21 protein-coding genes are annotated in these 20,751 nt (G+C 73.7%); 10 read left to right on the top strand and 11 right to left on the bottom strand.

Annotation, left to right across the window (positions count from 1 at the left end; all coding sequences use genetic code 11):
- Window positions 1-60 precede the first annotated feature (60 nt).
- Window positions 61-780 carry a PQQ-binding-like beta-propeller repeat protein gene (locus tag AB0K14_RS06565; RefSeq protein ID WP_360465039.1) on the top strand — a complete coding sequence of 240 codons (720 nt, stop codon included), beginning with the start codon at window positions 61-63 and terminating at the stop codon, window positions 778-780.
- A 173-nt stretch (window positions 781-953) separates the two neighbouring features.
- Window positions 954-3,779 carry a BTAD domain-containing putative transcriptional regulator gene (locus tag AB0K14_RS06570; RefSeq protein WP_360465041.1) on the top strand — a complete coding sequence of 942 codons (2,826 nt, stop codon included), beginning with the start codon at window positions 954-956 and terminating at the stop codon, window positions 3,777-3,779.
- Here AB0K14_RS06570 and AB0K14_RS06575 read toward each other — a convergent pair.
- From AB0K14_RS06575 to AB0K14_RS06585, 3 genes are read right to left on the bottom strand one after another with little or no spacing between them, the layout of a single operon-like run.
- Entirely contained in the window at window positions 3,776-4,306 is a 531-nt protein-coding gene (locus AB0K14_RS06575; RefSeq protein WP_360465044.1) for a hypothetical protein, read from the bottom strand. The genes AB0K14_RS06570 and AB0K14_RS06575 overlap by 4 nt on opposite strands.
- Entirely contained in the window at window positions 4,267-5,040 is a 774-nt protein-coding gene (locus AB0K14_RS06580; protein WP_360465047.1) for an ABC transporter permease subunit, read from the bottom strand. Before AB0K14_RS06580 ends, AB0K14_RS06575 begins: the two co-directional genes overlap by 40 nt.
- A complete protein-coding gene (locus tag AB0K14_RS06585) occupies window positions 5,037-5,786 on the bottom strand; it encodes an ABC transporter ATP-binding protein (protein WP_360465050.1) in 750 nt (249 codons plus the stop codon). The genes AB0K14_RS06580 and AB0K14_RS06585 overlap by 4 nt, the downstream gene beginning before the upstream one ends.
- Window positions 5,787-5,900: 114 nt before the next feature.
- Between AB0K14_RS06585 and AB0K14_RS06590 the strand changes: the two genes are divergently transcribed.
- From AB0K14_RS06590 to AB0K14_RS06610, 5 genes are all read left to right on the top strand, one after another.
- The gene (locus tag AB0K14_RS06590; protein WP_360465053.1) at window positions 5,901-7,043 is read left to right on the top strand and encodes an ABC transporter substrate-binding protein; all 1,143 of its coding nucleotides are present in this window, start codon (window positions 5,901-5,903) and stop codon (window positions 7,041-7,043) included.
- Entirely contained in the window at window positions 7,040-7,729 is a 690-nt protein-coding gene (locus AB0K14_RS06595; RefSeq protein ID WP_360465056.1) for a class I SAM-dependent methyltransferase, read from the top strand. The genes AB0K14_RS06590 and AB0K14_RS06595 overlap by 4 nt, the downstream gene beginning before the upstream one ends.
- Window positions 7,730-7,796: 67 nt before the next feature.
- The gene (locus AB0K14_RS06600) at window positions 7,797-8,486 is read left to right on the top strand and encodes a response regulator transcription factor (protein WP_360465059.1); all 690 of its coding nucleotides are present in this window, start codon (window positions 7,797-7,799) and stop codon (window positions 8,484-8,486) included.
- 62 nt (window positions 8,487-8,548) lie between these two features.
- Complete coding sequence (locus AB0K14_RS06605; RefSeq protein ID WP_360465062.1) at window positions 8,549-10,015, top strand: HAMP domain-containing sensor histidine kinase; 1,467 nt, start codon at window positions 8,549-8,551, stop codon at window positions 10,013-10,015.
- A 207-nt stretch (window positions 10,016-10,222) separates the two neighbouring features.
- Entirely contained in the window at window positions 10,223-10,729 is a 507-nt protein-coding gene (locus AB0K14_RS06610; protein WP_360465066.1) for a M15 family metallopeptidase, read from the top strand.
- 69 nt (window positions 10,730-10,798) lie between these two features.
- On the opposite strand, the gene AB0K14_RS06615 is transcribed toward AB0K14_RS06610, so the two are convergent.
- From AB0K14_RS06615 to AB0K14_RS06640, 6 genes are all read right to left on the bottom strand, one after another.
- The gene (locus AB0K14_RS06615) at window positions 10,799-11,530 is read right to left on the bottom strand and encodes a hypothetical protein (RefSeq protein ID WP_360465069.1); all 732 of its coding nucleotides are present in this window, start codon (window positions 11,528-11,530) and stop codon (window positions 10,799-10,801) included.
- Window positions 11,531-11,728: 198 nt separating this feature from the next.
- The gene (locus AB0K14_RS06620; protein ID WP_360465087.1) at window positions 11,729-12,577 is read right to left on the bottom strand and encodes a polysaccharide lyase; all 849 of its coding nucleotides are present in this window, start codon (window positions 12,575-12,577) and stop codon (window positions 11,729-11,731) included.
- A gap of 125 nt (window positions 12,578-12,702) precedes the next feature.
- The gene (locus AB0K14_RS06625; protein ID WP_360465072.1) at window positions 12,703-13,371 is read right to left on the bottom strand and encodes a response regulator transcription factor; all 669 of its coding nucleotides are present in this window, start codon (window positions 13,369-13,371) and stop codon (window positions 12,703-12,705) included.
- Window positions 13,356-14,453, bottom strand: a complete 1,098-nt coding sequence (locus AB0K14_RS06630; protein ID WP_360465075.1) for a hypothetical protein — start codon at window positions 14,451-14,453, stop codon at window positions 13,356-13,358. The genes AB0K14_RS06625 and AB0K14_RS06630 overlap by 16 nt, the downstream gene beginning before the upstream one ends.
- On the bottom strand, window positions 14,446-15,561 hold the full coding sequence (locus AB0K14_RS06635) for an ATP-binding protein (RefSeq protein ID WP_360465078.1): 1,116 nt from the start codon (window positions 15,559-15,561) through the stop codon (window positions 14,446-14,448). The genes AB0K14_RS06630 and AB0K14_RS06635 overlap by 8 nt, the downstream gene beginning before the upstream one ends.
- Window positions 15,562-15,692: 131 nt before the next feature.
- Window positions 15,693-16,208: a DUF664 domain-containing protein gene (locus AB0K14_RS06640; RefSeq protein WP_360465081.1), complete on the bottom strand. Its 516-nt coding sequence runs from the start codon at window positions 16,206-16,208 to the stop codon at window positions 15,693-15,695.
- Between the two features lie 141 nt (window positions 16,209-16,349).
- Between AB0K14_RS06640 and AB0K14_RS06645 the strand changes: the two genes are divergently transcribed.
- Entirely contained in the window at window positions 16,350-16,565 is a 216-nt protein-coding gene (locus AB0K14_RS06645; RefSeq protein WP_360465084.1) for a DUF2945 domain-containing protein, read from the top strand.
- 232 nt (window positions 16,566-16,797) lie between these two features.
- Here the strand turns inward: AB0K14_RS06645 and AB0K14_RS06650 are convergent, their stop codons facing one another.
- Window positions 16,798-17,757 (bottom strand): lamin tail domain-containing protein, encoded by a 960-nt coding sequence (locus AB0K14_RS06650; RefSeq protein WP_360466637.1) that lies wholly within the window; start codon window positions 17,755-17,757, stop codon window positions 16,798-16,800.
- Window positions 17,758-17,952: 195 nt separating this feature from the next.
- On the opposite strand from AB0K14_RS06650, the gene AB0K14_RS06655 reads away from it, so the two are divergent.
- Window positions 17,953-18,981, top strand: a complete 1,029-nt coding sequence (locus AB0K14_RS06655) for a hypothetical protein (RefSeq protein WP_360466639.1) — start codon at window positions 17,953-17,955, stop codon at window positions 18,979-18,981.
- Window positions 18,982-19,129: 148 nt separating this feature from the next.
- Window positions 19,130-19,468, top strand: a complete 339-nt coding sequence (locus tag AB0K14_RS06660; RefSeq protein WP_360466642.1) for a hypothetical protein — start codon at window positions 19,130-19,132, stop codon at window positions 19,466-19,468.
- A gap of 6 nt (window positions 19,469-19,474) precedes the next feature.
- Here AB0K14_RS06660 and AB0K14_RS06665 read toward each other — a convergent pair whose 3' ends face one another.
- Window positions 19,475-20,632, bottom strand: a complete 1,158-nt coding sequence (locus AB0K14_RS06665) for an oxygenase MpaB family protein (RefSeq protein ID WP_360466645.1) — start codon at window positions 20,630-20,632, stop codon at window positions 19,475-19,477.
- Between the last annotated feature and the right edge of the window lie 119 nt (window positions 20,633-20,751).

Here is a 20,751-nt window from a genome sequence, read left to right on the forward strand (position 1 = left end):
CGGCACGACCGGCGACTTCGACACGTTGCTCGCGCTGGACCACCGGACCGGCGCGGTGCGGTGGCGCAACCAGTCACCGAGGCCGACACGTGGCGCCTGCTGTGCAACACCCCGGACGGCGCGCCCTCCTGCCCCGGTCTGGCGGACGGCACGGCGCTGGACTACGACATCGGGGCCACGCCCAACCTGTTCACCGTCGACGGCCGCGCCCTGGTGGGCGTCGGGCAGAAGCTCGGCGTGTACCACGTGTTCGACGCCCGGACGGGCGAGGTCGTGTGGCGGCGGGCGCTCGGCCTGCCGATCCCGGGCGCGGGCTTCGGCGGCATCCAGTGGGGCACGAGCTTCGACGGCGAGCGGCTGTACGTGGCGACCTACTTCGCCGATCCGGGCAAGGTGTTCGCGCTCGACCCGGCGACCGGCGACGTGCTGTGGGAGACGCCCAACCCGGCCGACGGCTGCACGACCGGCGGTGCGGCCGCGCACCCGGACATCTGCACGCTCGCCCACGGCCCCGGCGTGACCAGCAGCCCCGGCCTGGTCTACGAGGGCAGCAACGACGGCAAGCTGCGGGCGTACGCGGCCCGTGACGGCCGGGTGCTGTGGACGTTCGACACGCTGCGGGACTTCACCGGCGTCAACGGGCTGCCGGGCCGGGGTGGTGCGATCTCGGGCAGCGGCGGCGGCGCGGTGGTGTCCGGTGGGATGGTGTACGTGCAGGCGGGTTACTGGCCGACCTACCCGAACCCGAACGGCAGCGTGCTGCTGGCCTTCGGGCTGTGACGGGCGGCCGCCTCGGCGGCGGCGAGGCGGCCCGACCCCCAGTCGGGCCGCCTCGTGCACAGGGTCGTCGGCCGTTCGTGTGAACCGCTTGCGAGAGTTCTGCATTGCGCAGGTCGGCCCGCCACCCCCGCCTTCGGCGGGAGACGGGCACGGCCGGGGAGGACTGGACAGCGGTGGAGTTGGGTCTGCTCGGCGAGGTGACCGCGCACCTGGGTGGTCGGTCCGTGGACCTGGGCCCGGCCCGGCAGCGGTGCGTGCTGGCCGCGTTGGCGGTGGACGCCGGTCGGGTGGTGCCGGTGGACCTGCTGCTGTGGCGGGTCTGGGGCGCGGACACGCCGCGGCGGGCGCCCGCCACGTTGCACAGCCACATCTCACGCGTGCGCCGCGCCCTGAACGACGCCGGGGACGACGACACCGCGATCGTGTTGCGCTCCGGCGGCTACGCGCTGGTGCTGGACCGGCCGGACCAGGTGGTGGACCTGCACCGGTTCCACGACCTGTGCGCCCGTGCCCGCGCCACCGACGACGACGTGCACGCGGTGGCGTTGCTGGCCGAGGCGTCGGCGCTGTGGCGCGGCGACCCGTTGACCGGCCTGAGCGGGGAGTGGGTCGAGGTCGAGCGCGACCGCCTGCGGCAGGAGCGCCTGACCGCCGCGCACGACCTGGTCGACGCCCGGTTGCGGGTCGGCGAGGGCGAGGAGCTGGTGGCGGAGCTGTGCGCGAGTGCCGCGGAGCACCCGTTGGACGAACGGGTGGCGGGCCAGTACCTGCTCGCCCTGCACCGCGCGGGCCGGTCGGCGGACGCCCTCCAGCACTACCAGCGGCTGCGGGAGCGGCTGGTCGAGGAGCTGGGCACCGACCCCGGTGAGCCGGTCCGCGAGCTGCACCGGCGGATCCTGGCCGCCGACCCCGCCCTGCTGGCACCACCGCCGGGTGCGGTGACCGACTCGGCGCCACCGCCGACGCGGGCCACACCCGCGCCGCGCCAGCTACCGGCCGCACCGGCGCCGTTCGTCGGTCGCCGCACCGAGTTGGACCGGCTCGGCCTCGCCGTGGGCGACGCACCGGGCACGGTGGTGATCTCCGCCATCGCCGGTGCGGGTGGCATCGGGAAGACCTGGTTGGCGCTGCACTGGGCGCACCGGCACGTCGACCGGTTCCCCGACGGGCAGCTCTTCGTCGACCTGCGCGGCTTCGGTCCCGAGGGCGACCCGATGCCGCCCGCGGTCGCGGTGCGCGGTTTCCTCGACGCGCTGGGCGTCGAGCCGCGTCGGCTGCCGGTCGACCCGCACGCCAACTTCGCGCTGTTCCGGAGCCTGGTGGCGGACCGCCGGATGCTGCTCGTGCTCGACAACGCCGCCGACACCGCCCAGGTCACGCCGCTGCTGCCGGGCGGCGGGTCGTGCACCGTGGTGGTCACCAGCCGCAACCGCCTGCCCGGGCTGATCACCGGGCACGGCGCGCGGCACGTGCCGCTGGACGTGCTGCCCGAGGCCGAGGCGCGTGCCCTGCTGACCGACCGGCTCGGCCCGGCGCGGATCGACGCCGAGCCCGCGGCGGTGGACGCGCTCATCGAACTGTGCGGCGGCTACCCGTTGGCGCTGAGCATCATCGCGGGCCGCGCCCACGTCGACCCGCACCTGCCCCTGGCCGTGCTCGCCGGGGAGTTGCGCGACCTCGGCCTCGACGCGCTGCACGACGACGACCCGGCCGCCAGCCTGCCCACCGTCCTGTCCTGGTCCCGGCGCGCTCTCACGCCGGACCAGGCGCGGGCGTTCGCCCTGCTGGGCGCCGCGCCCGGCCCGGACATCGGGCTGCCGGCCGCGGCGAGCCTGGTCGGCCTGCCGCCGCACGAGACCAGGGCGGTGCTGCGCGGGTTGGAACAGGCGTCGCTGCTCACCCAGGACGGCGCGGGCCGCTACCGGGCGCACGACCTGATCCGCCGCCACGCCGCCACCAGCGCCCACGAGGAGCTGGACGAGGGCACGCGGGCGGCGGCACTGCGGCGGCTGCTCGACTTCTACACCCACACCGCCCACGCGGCCGACCGCGTGATCCACCCGCACCGCCCCGCGATCCGGCTCGACCCGCCCGCACCCGGCGTGCACACCCACGACCTGTCCGACAGCCGGGAGGTGCTGGCCTGGTTCGAGGGCGAGCACGCCAACCTGCTCGCCGCCCAGCACACCGCCGCCGGTCGAGGGCTGCACCGCACCGCGTGGCGGCTCGCGTGGGCCATGGCCGACTTCCTCGACCGGCGCGGGCATCTGCACGACCAGCTCACCGTGTGGCGGGTCGCGCTGGCCGCCGCCGAGCACCTGCCCGAGCACGGCGAACTGGTCCTGGCCCACCGGCTCCTCGGCCGCGCCCACGCGTACCTGAAGGACCACGAGGAAGCGATCGGGCACCTGCGCCGTGCCCTCGCCCTGGCCGAACGCCACCACGACGTGCCCAACCAGACGCACACCAACCAGGTGCTCGCGCGGGCGTGGGAACGGCGGGGCGAGCACCGGCAGGCGTTGGCGCACGCGACCCGGGCGTTGGAGCTCTACCGGGCGCTCGGCGAGCCGGTGGGCGAGGCCAACGCGCTCAGCGGCGTGGCCTGGTTCGCCTCGCGGCTCGGCGACTTCGACGCGGCGCGCGAGCACTGCCGTGCCGCCCTCGCCCTGTACGACCGCCACTACGACCCCGAGGGCGAGGCGAACAACCTGGACACGCTCGCCTGGGTCGACCACCGCACCGGACGGCACGCCGACGCGGTCCGCCGCCACGAGCGCGCCATCGCCCTGTTCCGGGACCACGGCTACGCCTACCGGGCCGCCGACGCCCTCGACCACCTCGGCCACCCCCACGTCGCCCTCGGCGACCACGACCGCGCACGGGCGGCGTGGCGGGAAGCGCTGGAGCTGTACCGGCAACAGGGCCGCGACGACGACGCCGACCGGGTGCGGCGGCAACTGGACGAGCTCGACCGCGCCCGACCCGTGGAGCGGCGCTAGTTCCGGTCGGGTGTCAGTCCTCGGTCATGATCGGCTCGGTCAGCTGCGCACCGTCCGCCCGGCCGACGAAGCAGGAGGAGCCGCGATGGGAGACGCGGTGGCCGTTCTCGACGCGCAGCTTCCACGCGGCGCGGCGCCGCGGCCAGTGCCCGCTCGACCCGCCGTTGCGCCTGTGGCGCGCGCAGGCGGCGTGCTGGGTCGGGTTCGAGCAGACGGACGACGAGCTCGGTCAGCGGACCCGATGTCGACCGCGGCCGCGGGCGTTCGGTCATCACCGCGAGCATGGTCGCCGACGTGCTGTCGCGGCCGAACGCGCCGTGGCCCTCGGTGGCGAAGAACAGCGTCGCGCCCAGCGCCCACAGGTCCCAGGCCGGCGAGGCCTGCCCGCCCGAGAGCCGTTCCGGCGACATGTACGCGGGCGAGCCGATCAACGAACCGGTGGCGGTCAGCCCCGGGTGGTCCAGCGACTGCGCGGTGCCGAAGTCGGTCAGCCGTCGGCGGACTCGTGCCAGCGGCCCACCGCCCACCGCGCCAGCGCACCGAACACGAGGAACACCGCGATGCCCAGCCCGCTGGCCAGCACCACGGCGGCGAACATCCGGGCCGAGGCCAGCTGCGACCGGTAGTTGTCGATCAGCACGCCCAGTCCCGGCTCGCCCTGGCGGAAGAAGAAGTCGCCGACCACCGCCCCGATCACGCTGCCACCCGCGGCGATGCGCAGCCCGGTGAACAGCGCGGGCAGCGCGGCGGGCAGCTGCAACTTCCACAGCCGGGTCCAGCGTCCCGCGCGGTGCAGGTCGAACAGCTGGTGCTGCGCCTTGGGCACCGACCGGATGCCGAACAGCGTATTGGCCACCAGCGGGAACAACGACAGCAGCACGCACACCAGCACCCGGCTCGGGAAACCGAAGCCGAACCAGAACCCGAACAGCGGCACGAGCGCCAGCACCGGGATCGTCTGCACGACGACGACGTACGGGTACACCGCCCGCTCCAACAACCGCGACTGGGCCATCACCACGGCCAGGCCGACGCCGAGGACCACGGAGATCGCCAGACCCGTCCCAGCGACCCGCGTGGTCAACGCCAGGCCCGCCAACAACTCCGCCCGGTTGTGCGGGTCCAGGAAACCGACCCGAACCACCTCGTCCACCGGTGGCAGCAGGAACCGCCGGCGCGGCGACAGCACGCCGTAGCTCACCGCGGTCCACGCGCCGAGCATCGTGACCAGCACCACCAGCGGCGGCAGCACCCGCTTCACGACGCGGCCACCATGGCCCGCGACACCGCGCCCACCAGCGCGGCGTGCTCCGGCGAGGTCCGCGCGCCCGGCGACCGGGGCCGGTCGAACGGCACCGCGACCTCCGCCACCACCCGACCCGGCCGCGGCGACATGACCAGCACCCGGTCGGCGAGGTGCACGGCCTCACCCGCCGAGTGCGTGACGAACAGCGCGCCGAAGCCGTGCCGGGCGAACAGCCGCAACAGCTCGTCGCCCAACTCGTGCCTGGTCAGCTCGTCCAGCGCGGCGAACGGCTCGTCGAACAGGAACAGCTCGGGTTCCACCACCAGCGCACGGGCCAGCGCCACCCGCATCCGCATCCCACCGGAGAGCTGCGCGGGCCGGTGGTCGACGAACTCGGCGAGCCCGACGGCGGCCAGCGCCCGTTCGGCCCGCTGCCGGCGGCCGGCCTTGGGCGTGCCGTCCAACTCGTCGAACAGCTCCACGTTGCGCCGCGCGGTGCGCCAGGGCAGCAGCGTCGGGTCCTGCCAGACGTAGCCGACCCGCCCGGTGTGCCGTGCCACCGCACCCGAGGTCGGCCGGTCGAGCCCGGCCGCCAGTTGCAGCACGGTGCTCTTGCCGCAGCCCGAAGGACCCATCAGCGCGACGATCTCGCCGCGCCGGACCGTGAGGTCCACGTCGGTGATCGCGGTCACACCGCCGGAGAACGACCTGGTGACACCGGTGAGGTCCAGCAGCGGTTCGGCCGGGCCGGGTGCCGTCATCGCGCCTCCGTCTCCGACTGCCGGTGGCCGTGACCGCCGCGGTGTCGATGTGACAGCCTGGGCAGGCCACCGCCGTCGCTGTGGATCGTCGTGGTTCTGAGGGGGACCTAGCGCATGGTAACCGGGCGCCGCCTGCTGTCGATCATCGTCATCGCCTCGGCCGTCGTGGCGTGCACGACACCCGCCGACCCGGGCGTCGGTGCGCCGCCGCCCGCCGCCGAGTCCCTGGCGGGCACCTGCCCGGACACGGTCGTGGTGCAGATGAACTGGTTCCCGCAGGCCGAGCACGGTGGCCTGTACCGGTTGCTGGGCAGCGGGTTCACCGTGGACTCCCAGCGCAAGGCCGTCGAGGGCCCGTTGCTGGAGGACGGGCGCGACACCGGCGTGCGGCTGCAGGTGCGGGCAGGCGGCCCGGTGACCGGTTTCCAACGGGTGTCGGCGCTCATGGCCGCCGATCCCGCGATCACGCTCGGCAGCATCGCCACCGACGAAGCGGTGCAGGAGGCGGGGTCCTTCCCGACCCGCGCGGTGTTCGCGCCGCTGGACAAGAGCCCGCAGATGATCATGTGGTCGCCGGAGCACCACCCGGACTGGCGCACCATCGAGGACATCGGCCGGACCGACACCCCGGTCGTCCACGCCAACGGCGCCTCCTACGTCGACTACCTGGTGCACAGCGGCAAGCTGCGACAGTCGCAAGTGGACGGTTCGTACGACGGTTCGCCCGCCCGGTTCGTGGCCGCCGACGGCGCCATCGCCCAGCAGGGCTACGCCACCAACGAGCCGTACCGCTACGAGCACGAGATCGAGCCGTGGAAGCGGCCGGTGGCCTTCGCCCTGGTGCACGACAGCGGTTACCCGATCTACCCGGAGGCGCTGGCGGTCGCGGCGACCGAGCAGGAGCGGCTGGCGCCGTGCCTGCGCCGGCTCGTGCCGATCCTGCAACGCAGCACCGTCGCCTACGTCCGCGATCCCGGCCCCACCAACGAGGCGCTGGTGCGCATGGTGCGCGAGCTGAACGCGGGCACGCAGTACAGCGTCGAACGCGCGCGGTACGCCCAGGAGCAGATGCGGTCGCTGGGGTTGAGCCACGACGGCGTCACGCCGGTCGTCGGTGACTTCGACCTCGCCCGCGTCGACCGGCTGGTGGCCGACCTGCGGCCGTTGACGGCCGCGAAGCGCGGCACCGTCCCGGACGGCCTGGGGTCCGGGGACGTGGTGAGCAACGAGTTCCTCTCCTCCGAGGTGACGTGGTGACCGCGCACTTCGACGTGCTGGCGCGGCACTACCAGCGGTACGCCGAGATCACCGACGTGCTGTACCGGCCGTGGCTGCGGGCGGCGGTGCCGGGCGGCGGCGGCCGCGCGCTCGACCTGGGGTGCGGCTCGGGCCGGTACAGCGGTCTGCTCGCCGACCGGTACGACTCGGTGCTCGCGGTGGACGCCGCCGAGCGGGAGATCGCCATCGCACGGGCGGAACGCGGCCGGTCGAACATCGACTACCAGGCGCGCGACCTGTTCGACGTCACGGCCGACCGGGACGGCCGCTTCGACCTGGTGCTCTCGGTCAACACCCTGTTCGCCGTGGGCGACTACCCCCGCGTGCTGCCCCACGTCCGCGACCTGGTCGCGCCGGGCGGCCGGCTGGTGGCCGTCGAGGTGGTCAACCCGCCCGGCCGGTCCCGCTGGTGGCACCGCGCGCAGGCGTTCCGGGTGGCCGCGATGATGGCCGTCCGCCACCGCTCCCTGCCGGTCGCCGCCGACGTGCTGCGGCTGCGCCTGCACCCGGTGTGGCTGGACCACGTCACCCGCAACCGGCCGCCGACGCGCCGCGAGTGCCACGCGCGGTACCGCGAGGCGTTCCCCGGCGTCCGCGTGGACGACACCATGGACCGCTACCTGTGCGGCATCACGTGGACCGCACCGCCGCCCTCGGGCGGCTGAGCCGTTCGGCGTAAACGCTGGTATACCGTGGTCCGGACGGTGCTGCCGACAGCGAGGAGTCCGACCGGTGTCGCGGTTGCTGCTCGTCGAGGACGACGCGATGGTGGCCGAGGCGTTGTCCCGGGCGTTGCGCGGTCTCGGCCACGAGGTCGCGGTGGCGGTCACCGGTGAGGCGGCGCTGGAGGCCCTGGCCGACCGGCGGAGCGCGGTGGACCTGGTGCTGCTCGACGTGATGCTGCCCGGCATCGACGGGTTCGAGGTGTGCCGCCGCATCCGCGCGACCGACACGGTCCCGGTGATCCTGCTGACCGCCCGCGGTGACGCGGTGGACGTCGTGGTCGGCCTGGAGGGCGGCGCCGACGACTACGTGGTGAAGCCGGTCGAGCCGCGGGTGCTCGACGCCAGGGTGAAGGCGATCCTGCGCCGGGCCGCGCCCGCGCGACCGCCCAGGCCGCACGTGCACACCATCGGCGACCTCGAACTCGACACCGCCGCCATGGTGGTCAGCCGGGGCGGGGTCGAGCTGAGCCTCACGTCCACCGAGCTGCGCCTGCTGATCGAGTTCGCCGAGCACGCGGGGCAGGTGCTGAGCAGGCAGGTGCTGCTGAAGCGGGTGTGGGACTACGGGTTCGCGGGCGACTCACGCCTGGTCGACGCCGCCGTGGCCCGCCTGCGGGCGAAGATCGAGCCCGAACCGGCCAACCCCGTGCTGCTGCGCACCGTGCGGGGATTCGGCTACCGCCTGGTCGCGCCGTGACCCGGCAGCCCGACTTGCGGGCTGGTGCCGTGACCCGGCGGCCCGACCCGCGGCGTGGTGCCGTGACCCGGCGGCCCGGTCCGCCGACCGGTGGTGGTCTGACGTGGCGGCCGGGTCTGCGTGCGGCCATCGTGCTGACCGTCGCGGCCGTCACCCTCCTCACGACCGTCGCGATGGCGCTGACGACCTACCAGCTCCAGGCGGGGTCCACCCGGCAGCGGTTCACCGCCTCCGCCCAGGCCGCGTTCGACTCCGACGCCCAGCAGGCGCACCAGTTCCTGGTCCGCGGCACCGCCTTCGGGTCCGCGGTGGACGGCGTCGCCGAGTACATGCGCGCCCGGCTGGGCCTGACCTGGGCGCTGGTCAACTTCACCCCGACCTCCGGCCCCGTCTCCACCTCCCGCGACGACGAGTACGTTCCGGTCGCCGGCACGGGCGGATCGTTCCCCGGCCAGCTGCCTGTGTCCGAGGTGGACCAGGCACGCAACCGCTGGGGCTCGGTGCGCTACACCGCGGACACCCCGGCCGGTCCGCAGCTCGTCATCGTCGGCGAGGTCGAACCGGGCCTGCTGCTCGCCGAGTTCTACGACGCGCGCGCCGTCGAGGGGGAGCTGACGGCGCTGCGCGACCGGCTGGCCCTCGTGGCGGCGGTCATCGCCCTGCTCGGCGGTGCGCTGGGCGTGGTGGCCGCGCGGACCGTGCAGCGCCGGGTGCGGACTGCGGCCGTCGCCGCCCGCAGGTTCGGCGACGGTGCGCTGGACACCAGGCTGCCGGTGCAGGGCCGGGACGAACTGGCCGACCTGGCCGGTTCGTTCAACGCGATGGCCGAGCGGCTGGGGGAGTCCATCGAGCAGCTGCGGCTCAAAGATCAGCAGCAACGGCGGTTCGTCGCCGACGTGGCGCACGACCTGCGCACCCCGTTGGCGTCGATGGTCGCGGCGGCGGACGGCCTGCACAGCGCGGACGAGGAGGACCGCACGCGTTCGGCGGAACTGCTCGGCAGCCAGGCGCGGCGGCTCGGCGCCCTGGTGGAGGACCTGCTGGAGATGTCGCGGTTCGACGCGGGCGCCGCCGAACTGCGACCGGAGGCGGTGGACCTGGAGGCGCTGGTCGCGGACGCGGTCCAGGTGAGCGCGCCGGGCACGGCCATCGCGGTCCGGCGCACCGGTGACGCCACCGCGTTCGGCGATCCCCGCCGCCTGCACACCATCGTGCGCAACCTGGTGACCAACGCGGTCCGGCACGGCGAACCACCGGTCACCGTGACCGTCGACGGCACGGAGCCGGGCCGGGTGCGCGTCGTGGTCGCCGACGCCGGCCCCGGCCTGCCCGCCGACCTGGCCCCGGTCGTCTTCGACCGCTTCGTGCGCGGCGACCGCGCCCGCAGCGGCACGGAGGGCAGTGGTCTCGGGCTGGCCATCGCGCAGGAGAACGCCCGGCTGCACGGTGGCCGGTTGGACGTCCACCACGACGGCGGCGCGGTGTTCACCCTCACCGTGCCGCGAGGCGAGCCGATCGACGCCGGGTGACCGGTCGGCTGTTACAGAACGCGCACACGACGCGCATGGGACGCGGACATCGCGCGGGCAGTGTCGGAGCTGTTCGGCTCCGGCCCTGTCAGCGAGGTGACGATGTTCGGCGATTCGGTGCGCTCACGCCGGGACGGTGCGGCGCCGCGGGTTCGACCGCGGTGGGCTCGACGGACCTCCGCGGCGGTTGTCGTCGCGGTGCTCGCGGTGGCGCTGTCCGCCTGCACGGCGGACGTCACGGCGGGTGGTTCCGGCGCGGAGGGCCCGCCGGTGGGGGAGAGCGAGGACGGCAGCCTCCCCGAGGGCACCGACCTCTCGCCGTTCGACACCGAGCACGTCGCGATCCGCAAGCTGGACGCCGGGCTGCTGGCGGCCGTGCGGGCGGCGGCGGAGGACGCTCGTCACGCCGGTGTCGAGCTCAGGGTCACGTCGGGCTGGCGGAGCAAGCGGTACCAGCAGCGCCTGTTCGACGAAGCCGTGGTCCGCTACGGCAGCGCGGAGGAGGCGCGGCGGCTGGTCAGCACGCCGGAGAAGTCGGCGCACGTGATCGGCAAGGCCATCGACATCGGCCCGACCGACGCCGCCGACTGGCTCATCCGGAACGGCGCGGACCACGGCCTGTGCCAGGCCTACGCCAACGAGATGTGGCACTTCGAACTCCTGACCAGCCCCGGAGGCACCTGTCCCGTGCCGCGCGCTGACGCGGCCGAGTGATCCACCGGGGCCCGCACCCGCCCGGTCAGCGCGTGAACCGCCCCGCGTGCCGGCCGGAAAGGCCTGGCACTAGGGAGTGTCGGTCTCCAGCGTGGTGGCGGCCGCGGTCAGCAGGGCGCGCAGACGGGCGTGAGGGAAGTGGTCCGCGCCGTCCGACGGTCCGATCCTGGTGCTGTAGAAGTCCGTGCCGTGGTCGGCGTCCTGATGGGCCCACAGGTTGCCGTCGTCGTCACGCCGCCAGGTCACGTTCTCGCCGCGGAAGTCGGCGCGTGCCAGCCAGTCGGCGCCGCACGGCCAGTAGCCGGTCCACTCCTGCGGCCGCAGCGAGGCGTACGCCGCGTCCACGGTGGCGACGGCGTGGTCCACGTCGTCGTCCTCGAAGACGGCGGCGAACCGGCAGAGCAGCGCCAGCGGTGCGCCGGGGTGCGGCAGCCGCGGGTCGAAGGCGGCGATGGCCCGGCAGACGAGGTCGAGCTCGGACCAGCGCAGCGCGTACGGGTGCCAGTGCGCCATGTCGTCCCAGCCCAGCTCCACCGTGTCGGGCGAGCCCGGGTCGGCGATGCCCAGGCTGTGGTAGCCGATCGCGTTGTCGACGGTCAGCACCACGCGGTGGCCCGCGCCGACGTCGAACCCCACGTCTTGCGAAGTGTCGTCCTCGTCCTCTTCGTCGTCGAGCTCGTCGAGCACTTCCGCGAGGTCACCGAGCCGGTCGGCGCCGGGACCGTCGTCGTGGGCGAACGTGTACCTGGCCCAGAAAATCGGATCCCGCAACGACTCGCTCAAGGGTGATGGGATGGCCACGCGGTGATGGTGGCCCGCCGACCCGGCCCGATCAAGTCGCCGCACTGCGGGAACCCGCCCCCACGACGATCACGACTGTCAGTCCCGCTCGTCGACCGCCGCCAAGGCCCGGTCCTGCTCGCCGACGCGACCCTCAACCGTCGCCCGGCGCGACCCTCCGGCCTCGTCCGGGATCGTCACCTCCTCGGGCAGCCGAACTCAGCGGGCCACCGACGGGTCCACCGCGCTGAACGACGTGCCGATCGCGACGTTGTCGTGCGCGACCGTGCGGTCGGTGACGTCGGTCGGCCCGGTGTTCCACGCCGGCTTGTAGATCCCCCACTTAAGGTAGCCGTACGTGGTCTCGTCGTCGTTGAAGGTGTTCGGCCCGGTCTTGGCCACGACCTGCCGCCAGCCGGGGTTCTCGTGCGTCTGGTGCCAGACCTCGGTGATCCCGTCGTCGCCGTGGCTCCACTTGAACCGGAACACGAAGTCGTGCCACCGCCCCGGTCGTACGTCGGCGAAGTCGGAGCTCGTGCTGGTGGTGGAGCCCGGTGTCGAGCAGCGGCCGCCGTCGGAGTTCACGCGGAGCCGCCACACGCCCGAGGGCCGCGTGGTGAGGAACGCGCTGGGCGCCTTGTCGGTCTCGCACGCGTCGGGCCAGGGCTTCCACTGGAAGACGATGTCCTCGGCGCGGTCGTTGCGCCACGTGCTCGGGATGTAGACGCTGAACCCGTAGTAGGCGGATCCACCGGACCGGAAGTAGGTGTCCTCCATGCCGAGCGTGTGGCTCTCCGCCCTGGTGCCGCCGACCTCGACCTCCGGATCGCCGTACCGCAGTCGGCTCCGGATCGCGTGGTTCCCGGTCCTCGACACGCTGGTGGTGACGCCGATCGAGTGCGGGCAGCACTCGTTGAGCCCGATGTCGGTGCCGGACGACGTGGTGCCGTCCTCGTAGTCGGCACGGAGGATCGTCACCGCGCCCGCGTCGGTGTCCGCGGCCGTCGTGAGAGCGGCGACCACGAGCGGTACGGAGAGCGCGCGCAGCGCCTTGCGGAAGTAGGACATCACTGTTCCAGGATCGTTGTCGGGCTCGCTGCGACTCGCTCGCAGCGAGCGGGACGGTGCGGGAAGTGGTCCCGTCAGGATCAACCTAGGCGGGACGTGGCGGGTCGTGATGTCGGGTGAACGCCCTACAGCGCGTCCTCGTTGAGCTCGGCCAGCGTGATGACGCCGTCGTCGAGCGAGCGGGTGACGAGTTCGCTCTTGGTGCGTGCCGCCCGGCCGACGTTGGCGTACTTCACCCGCACCCGGGCGATGTGGGTGTCGACCGTCTTGACGGTGATGTGGAGCTTCGCGGCGACGAGTTCCTTGGAGGAGGAGGCGAACCACGCCCGCAGCACCTCGACCTCCCGGGGCGACAGGCGCGGTCGGCCGGGGGTGCGGTCGGCGGCGAACGCGCCCGACAGGGACGGCGCGGTGTACTCCCGGCCGTCGGCCGCTGCCCTGATGGCGGGCACGAGGTGTTGCGGGCCTTCCCGCTTGGTCAGGTACGCCAGCGCGCCCAGGTCGACGCACCTGATCGCGGTGGCGTCGTCGGTGTGCTGCGAGTACACGACCACCCGTCGTCCGCTGTCGACCAGCCTGCGCAGCCCGGCGAAATCCGGCTTGCCGGGCACCAGTTCCAGGTCGAAGATCACCACGTCGGCCTCGGCGCCCCGGCCGGTCCACACGTCGGCCAGGCGGTCACCGGCGTCGACGACCTCGATCGGCGGCTCGGCCTGCCGGCACCAGTGCTCCACTCCCGCCGCGATCGCCGCGTGATCGTCCACGATCACCGCCGTGATCAGCTCGGCTGCCATCGGGCCTCCATCCACACGGTCCCGTCGCCGCCGAAGGTCTCGACCCGCACGTCGGTGCCGGCCGGCGGCGGCGCGACCCGCACCGCGCAGTCCGCGACCACGCTGACCGACACCAGCTCGGCACTGCCGACGACGGTGATCCGCGCCCACGAGTCGGCCGTCGCGAGCGCGGTGAGCGCGGCGTCGGTGAGGTCGCGCCGCACGGCGACCGGCGGCACGGGCCACTGGCCGCGCGCGTCGAGTTCCACCTCGACGCCCTTGCGGTCGGCGACGTCCGCGCAGTGGCGCAGTTCGTGCAGCAGCGGGTTCTCGACCTGGTCGGTCTCCGCGAACAGCCGGCGCATCCGGGCCGCCTCGATCGCGCAGTCACGCCGCACGGCCGGATCCGACGGCGCGAGCGAACCGTCGGCCAGCCCGGCCAGCAGCGGCACGGCCGTGCCGTTCAGCTCGGCGAACCGCTGGGTGCGGCGGCGGTGCGCGGCCTCCGCGACGGCTCGCGCGGTGCGCAGCCGTTCGAGCTCCCGGGTGGACTCGGCGGCCCGCGTGCCGATCCGCCCCAGCACGGCCGCCACCACGGCCACGCACAGCGGCAGGCCGAACACCGTGACCGAGCCGGTGACGAACCGCGCGAGCACGCCCCGGCTCACGTCGTGGAACAGCAACAGGTTCGCCAGCGCGAGCAGCTCGTGCGCCACCAGGAACAGCAGCGTCGTGCGGAACGGGCGGTCGAGCAGCACGACCAGGATCGGCCAGCCGGCCGCGCCGAACAGCCAGTCCACCGTGGTCGCCACCCTGGCGTCCGGCAGGGTCAGGTACGACGACGCGGCCGCGACGAGCACCACGGCGACGGCCGGCCACCGCAGCGCACCCCACGGCCGGCGGCGCACCACCAGCACCGCTTCGGTCGCCAGCACCGCGGTCAACGTCGCCAGCGCGCCGAACTGGGCGGCGGGCACGTCGTGCGAACCCAGGTGCCGCACCAGGTTGACCAGGCCCAGCACGTCGACCGTCAGCACGGCGAGCATCAGCGTGGCGATCCGCAGGCCGCGTCCGAGCTGCGCCCGTGCCTCCTCGTCACCCACGATCGGCCGGCCAGGTCAACCGCACCACCGTGCCGGCTCCCGCTGCGGAGGTGACCGCCGCCGTGCCGCCGATCCGGCTCATCCGGCCGTGCACGGACTCGCGCAGCCCGCGCCGGGCGACCCCCGACGCGTCGTCGACCGCGAACCCCCGGCCCTCGTCGGCGATCTCGACGCGCAGCGCGGTCGGGTCGCCGTGCAGCCGCACCGTCGCCCGATCCGTGCCGGCGTGGCGTCGCACGTTGTTGAGCGCTTCGCGGACCGCGCCGGCGATCGCGCCCGCCGCGTCGAACGGCAGCGGCAGCCGCGGCGGCGCGTCGAGCTCGACGGTCAGGTGACCGGCGTCGAGATCGGCGCGCAGCAGGTCGACGAGGTCGGCCCGGTCCGGCGTGCCCCGGCCGGAGGAACGCAGCCGCGCCAGGTCACGCCGGGCCTGCGGGGCCAACCAGCTCGCGCCGGTCGGCACCTGCCCGGTGCCGACCATCAGCAGCGTGGTGGCCGCGGTGTCGTGCAGCGAGTTCGCGAGCTCGCGCTCCGCGGCCCGTTCCGCCTCGGCGACCGCGGCCTCGCGACGCGCCCGTTCGGCCTCGGCCGCCGTGCGGTCGGCGCGCTCGGCGGCGCGGGTGACGAGCACCCAGGCTGCCCTGGACATCCCGGCCATCGCCAACATCCACAGCTGCACCACGTCCACGGGCAGGTCGGCCGCCGTGAAGATCAGGAACATGCCCACGCCGGCGGTCACCGCGGCGACCGCGCCGGTCACCGGCGTGGTGTGCCACTGCCAGGTCACGCACGCGAAGGTCACCAGGAGCCGGAGCCACCCGGAGTTGGTCGTCGCCACCGCGTCGGTCCAGAACACGGTCAGGCACAGGCCCAACAGGACCACCACGTCCAGCGCGACCGCGAGGACCCCGCCGCCCCGCCGCAGCCACCACGCTTGGCCGCACGTCCAGGCCACTGTGAGGGCGACCACCAGCGCCGTGCCCGCGAACCCCTCGGACGAGGCCCTGAGCAGGGCGATCGCCGTGAGGAGGGGCAGGATCGCGAGGCGCACGGCGACGGCGTACCGGCGACCGAAGCCGCCGAGCAGCCGCACGGCCTCGCCCGTCACCCCGCCACCCCATCGGTCCGAACAGGTCCACTGTCGCGCCGCGATGGTAGCGGTCGGGATGATCACGCGGGGTGGGTTCGCCGCAGGATTGCGGACCGGCCGACGACCCGGCCGCGCCGGGTTCGCCGAGGTCAGCTCGCGGGCAGCACACCGCGCACGAAGGCGGCCTGGCCGACGTGCTGGAGGTCGTCGTCCAGCACGCTGACCAGCCGCACGGCCAGGGTCACGGGCGGGTCCCAGGACTCGTCCACGACCCGCGTCAGGTCTTCGGCGCCCAGCCCGCGCAAGTAGGCCGTGGTGCGGTCGTGCACGGCCCGGTGGTAGCCGAGCAGCAGGTCGGCCGGGGCGGTGATCGCGGCGACCCGCGCGCTGTCGTGGCCGTAACCGGTGTCGTCGTCCGGCACCGGCAGGTCGAAGCGCTCGGCCCAGCCGTCGGCGGTCCACACCTGGTCGGTGCCCGCCACCTCGGCCACGTGGTCGTCCTGGACGCGGGTGAGGTGCCAGACCAGCCAGGCGATGGAGTTGCCCGTGCCGCCGACCCGGTGGGCCGCCCCGTGCGGCGGCAAGCCGTCCAGCACTCGTTCGACGGACTCGCGGACGCGGCCGAACCCGTCCAGCAACACGTCCACCGCGGTGACCCTGTTCATGAACGCCCGTCCTCCGATGCTCCTGGGGGCTCGGGACCGTGGTGGCCGCCGAGCACTCCGTCGGGTGAAAGTAGCCGGTCGTGCGCCTGGTCGGCGGGCGACCTGCCTGCGCGGCACGACGTGGCGACACAGAATCCTCCTATGGGCGAGAAGAAGCTCCACAAGGGCGACCACGTCACCTGGTCCAGCCACGGGCAGGAGGTGCCCGGCGAGGTGGTCGAGGAGATCACCGAGGACACCGAAGCCGCCGGCAGGCAGGTCCGCGCGTCGGAGGACGAGCCGCAGTACCGCGTGCGCAGCGACAAGAGCGGCAAGGACGCGGTGCACAAGCCGGGAGCCCTGCGGGACGACTCGTGAGCCGCAGTCGGATCGTGGAGCCGTCGCGGAGGGCGGGCGACGTCACCGAGGACGGACCCCCGAGAGACGGACACGGCGGGACTGACACGGCGGGACTGACACGGCGGGACTGACACGGCGGGACTGACACGGCGGGACTGACACGGCGGGACTGACACGGCGGGGCGGCCGGGGAGCTCCGCGCGGACTCGGCGGAACTCCCCGGCCGCCCCTGGCGGATCGCCGGGTCCGATCAGGGGAACTGGATCGGCGCGTGCGGTGCGTACTGCTGCGCCGCCCGCAGGTCACCGTCGACGTCGAACAGGTAGGCGCCGTCGGCCATGAGCGTGGGCGCGCCGGTCACGTCGTCGAACACCGGGTTCTTGAGGTTCCAGTAGTAGTGGCCGCCGGTGTCCGAGCCCTTGCCGGTGTGCAGGACGACGGCTCCACCGGCGGGAACCACCGTGGCGGCGGGGAACGTGTAGCCGCGGCCGCGCTTGCCGTGGTACGAGCTGTCGCGCAGCCACCAGCCGGCGAGGCTGACCGGCTTCGCGCCGGTGTTGTGCACCGAGGCGGTCTCCGCGCCCTGCCACTGCACGGTGACCCGCAACGAGGCGTTGCGGCTGGGGCCCACGCCGCACGCGTCGGTGTTCCACAGCCCCTTGCCGTCGGCGGCCGCCTGCGCCGCCAGGACGGGGTAGGTGGAGTTGGGCAGGTGTTCCACCTCGTTCGGCATCCACAGCGCGAGGCCCTCCCGGATCAGGACGCCGGCCGGGTCGACCCACGTCCCGCCCGCGTCCTGGACCGCGAGGCTGCGCCGCAACCGCTTCCGCTTGCCGCTGTGGCTGTCCTCCTCGCGGGCGGTGACGCGCACCCGCTTGTCCAGGACGAGCGATTCGAGCCGACGGGTGGCCTGCCGTGCGTGGCACTCACCGTCCCGGTGACCGGGCCGGTAGTCGGTCAGCTCCATCGCGTTCAGCCCGGTGATCCGGATGCGGTGCTGCTTGCCGGCGATCCTCGCGATGACGGTGTCGCCGTCCACCACGCGGACCACTTGGCCGAACGTGTCGACCGGGGCCGCCGATGCGGACGGCGCCGGCAGCAGCGCGCCGGCCACCAGGCTCGTCACCACCGCCGCCACCCGTTTGCCGCCGCGGATCCTCGGTGCCGGCTGGGCAGGGGCGGCCGCTCGTGGCCCGGCTGCGTCGATCACGGCTCGTCGCCTGGGAACCATGGTCGGGGTCTCCTTCCGGAAGCGCGGGACGCGGTGCGCGTCCTTCGTCGCTCCCTCACGTTCGCCGCGCCGGCCTGCGGCGATCCAGCGAGTCGCGGGTGAGTCGCGCGACTCGCGCCGCGCGTGGGGCGGGTTCGACCTCGCCGACGACGCCCGGCGGCCAGAATGAGGTCCGTGGCGGCTGAGGATCACAACCAGGGTGCGGTCGGCGTCTTCTGGGAGAGCTTCGACGCGGCATGGCGCGACACCGGTTCGCGGCTCGCCGAGGAGATCAGCGCCCAGCTGCAACGGGATCGCAACTACGGCCTGTCGGCCTCGACCATCCGCGGCTGGCTGAAGCACGAGCGCCTGCCGCGCAATGAGGACGACTTCGCCGAGATGTGCCTGCTCCTCGTGGGCAGGACTCGGACCGAGGAGCTCGTGGCGCTGCTCAGAGCGGCACGACGAGCAGACCGGAAGCGGGGCGACCGGACACCACCGGACTCGCCTCCGCCGGACATACCTCCGCCGGACGTGCCCTCGCCGGACGCACCTCTGCCGGTCCGACCCTCGCCGGTCCCACCCTCGCCGGTCTCACCTCCGTCGGACGCACCCTCGCCGGTCTCACCTCTGCCGGTCCCACCCTCGCCGGTCTCAGCCCCGCCGGACGGCCCTGGCGAGCCCGCGGTCGTCCGGCGGAGGTTGAGCCGGTTCGTGCGGCCCTGGCACGCCGCCGCCGCGGCGGTCGTGCTCCTCGGTGCCCTGATCTGGCTGGCCGTGTCGTCCGGCGACCCGTCCGGCACCGGGTCGACACCGGGGAGATCACCCGACCCGGCGGGTTCCGGTGCCTCGGCGGACGACGACCCGCCGTGCCCGACGCCGACCGTCGAGGCGACCAGTCGGAACGGCAAGCGCGCCCACGCGACGTTCTGCGCCGACCGGGTCGAGTTCCTGCTGTTCGACGACAACCCCGACGGGAAGTCCGCGATCCTGGTCGTCCGGGTGAACGGCGAGGAGTGGCCCGCCTGGTTCAACAGCTGCCGCCACGCGACCCGCAGCCCCGACGGCAGCCAGGTGACGGTCAACCCTCCCCAGCGCATCCCGGTGTCGTTCCGCCCCGAAGACGTCGCCGAGTTCCGGGTCTGCGTCGGCGACCGCAACCGCGAGAAGACCTACCCAGAGGACACTTGCGGCGCGTGGACCTCGATCTGGCCGCTGCCCTGAGCCGAGGTGGCGGCGGTCTCGAACGTGTGATTCCACTTGACATGGATTCGAACGCGTGTGCGATGATCGGGACGCGGTTCTTCCCCGGCCGCCGTGCCAGTGCCCAGCGGAATGAGGGCGATGTCGTCGGTGATCAGGGGTGGTTGGCGTGGATCGGCGCGGGTATGAGCGGATGGTCGACCGGTTCCGGCGCCTGGTGGCGCCGCTGCCGGCCTGGCGCATCGAGGAGCACGACGGGACGTCGGTGTTGGTCGACGCGCTGGACGGCGGTGGCCTGGTGCTCCGGCTGGACAGCCGGTGGAACCCGTACCTGACCCGGTACTTCGAGGCCGTGGACAAGGACCGACTGCTCGAACTGGTCGCGCTGCTGGAGGTCGTGCCACCGGACGGGCAGGCGCACCGGGCCGCGGTCGCGTTCCTGGAGTCGTTGCGGCTCGACGACGAGCTCGGCCCCACGTCCCACCGACCTCGGCCGCGGCGTGCCTAGGGACCGTCACACCGGCTCGGCGGCCGTCCCCTCCTCGGCGGGCAGCGGTGACCGGCCCGCGGCCTCCCACCGTTCACGCAGGTCGGCGGGGATGCTGAGGGTGGTCGACTGGCCGTTGGTGAGGTTGCGGACGCTGCCGCCGAGCAGGAGCGCGCCCGCCCGGTCGAGGATGGTGGTGGCCAGCGCGCTGGTGTCCTCGGAGCGTTCCAGCGCCCGCACCAGGCGGGTGCCGACGCGCACCACGCCGCCCCAGCCCCGGGAGTTCGGCACCTGCATCCAGTCGGCCACGTCGGGGTCGACCACCTGCCGGATCACGGCGGCCACGATGCCGTCGAACACCTTGCCGGGGAACAGCTTCTCGTAGAGGTCGAGCAGGTGGCGGGTGAGCACCACGCCCTCCGGGGAGGGGCCGTAGGACGCTTCGACCACGGCGGTGCTCAGCTCCCGTGCCTCCGCCAGCGTCCGGGGGAGTGCCTCTTCGGGGATGCCGAGCATGGCGCCGGTGACCCGCCACACGTAGTAGAAGTCGGAGGCCTCCTCCTCGGTGACGGAGATGCCGATGCGCCGCATCCCCTCGATCACCTGGACGGAGAAGATGAGCAGGGAGCCGACCATGTCCTGCTGGCACACCGGGACGCCCTCGGCTTCGACGTCCCAGCGGCCCGACGCGGTGAGGAAGTGGCGGACGGCGGCGTGGATGAGGCGGGTCTTCTGGATGGTGGGCACGAACGCGCCACCGGAGCCGAAAGCGTCGCGGCCCATCATGTTCAGGACGAACTGGGACGTCTCCGACAGCCGCCGGTGGGGCTGGGCGAGGCCGTGGGTGAGGCTCAGCACCCGCGAGGGGCGCGGCTGGGCGTAGCAGTTGACCATCGCGCCGAAGGTGAGCACCGAGGCGACGTGCACCCCGTCGTCGAGGAAGAACTCGTAGGCCCGCGCGATCCGGTCGGGATCCACCCAGGCGGGCGGGTTGTCGGTGGCGACGAGGAACTCGCGCACGACCTCGGGCAACTGCTCCGGGATCGGTTGGTCGTTGGCGCGGAAGTGCTCCAGCACCTCGTTCACCGCGCCGACCCGGTCGGTGGCGACCAGGTGGGCGATCACGGCGTCGGCGAGCGGATCGCCCTGGAACTTCAGTGCCTCGAAGGCGGCCGGGTCGGTCACGGGGACCACCCCTTCACTTGTGGGTAATTCCACCCCACTCCTCCGACGCGGAACATGCCAGCACACGATCCGGTGAAGATCCCCGGCGTATGACGTCGGCCGTCACGGTCCGCGACGGC

Source organism: Actinosynnema sp. NPDC050801, from assembly GCF_040673975.1.
In the GTDB taxonomy this organism is placed as follows: domain Bacteria; phylum Actinomycetota; class Actinomycetes; order Mycobacteriales; family Pseudonocardiaceae; genus Actinosynnema.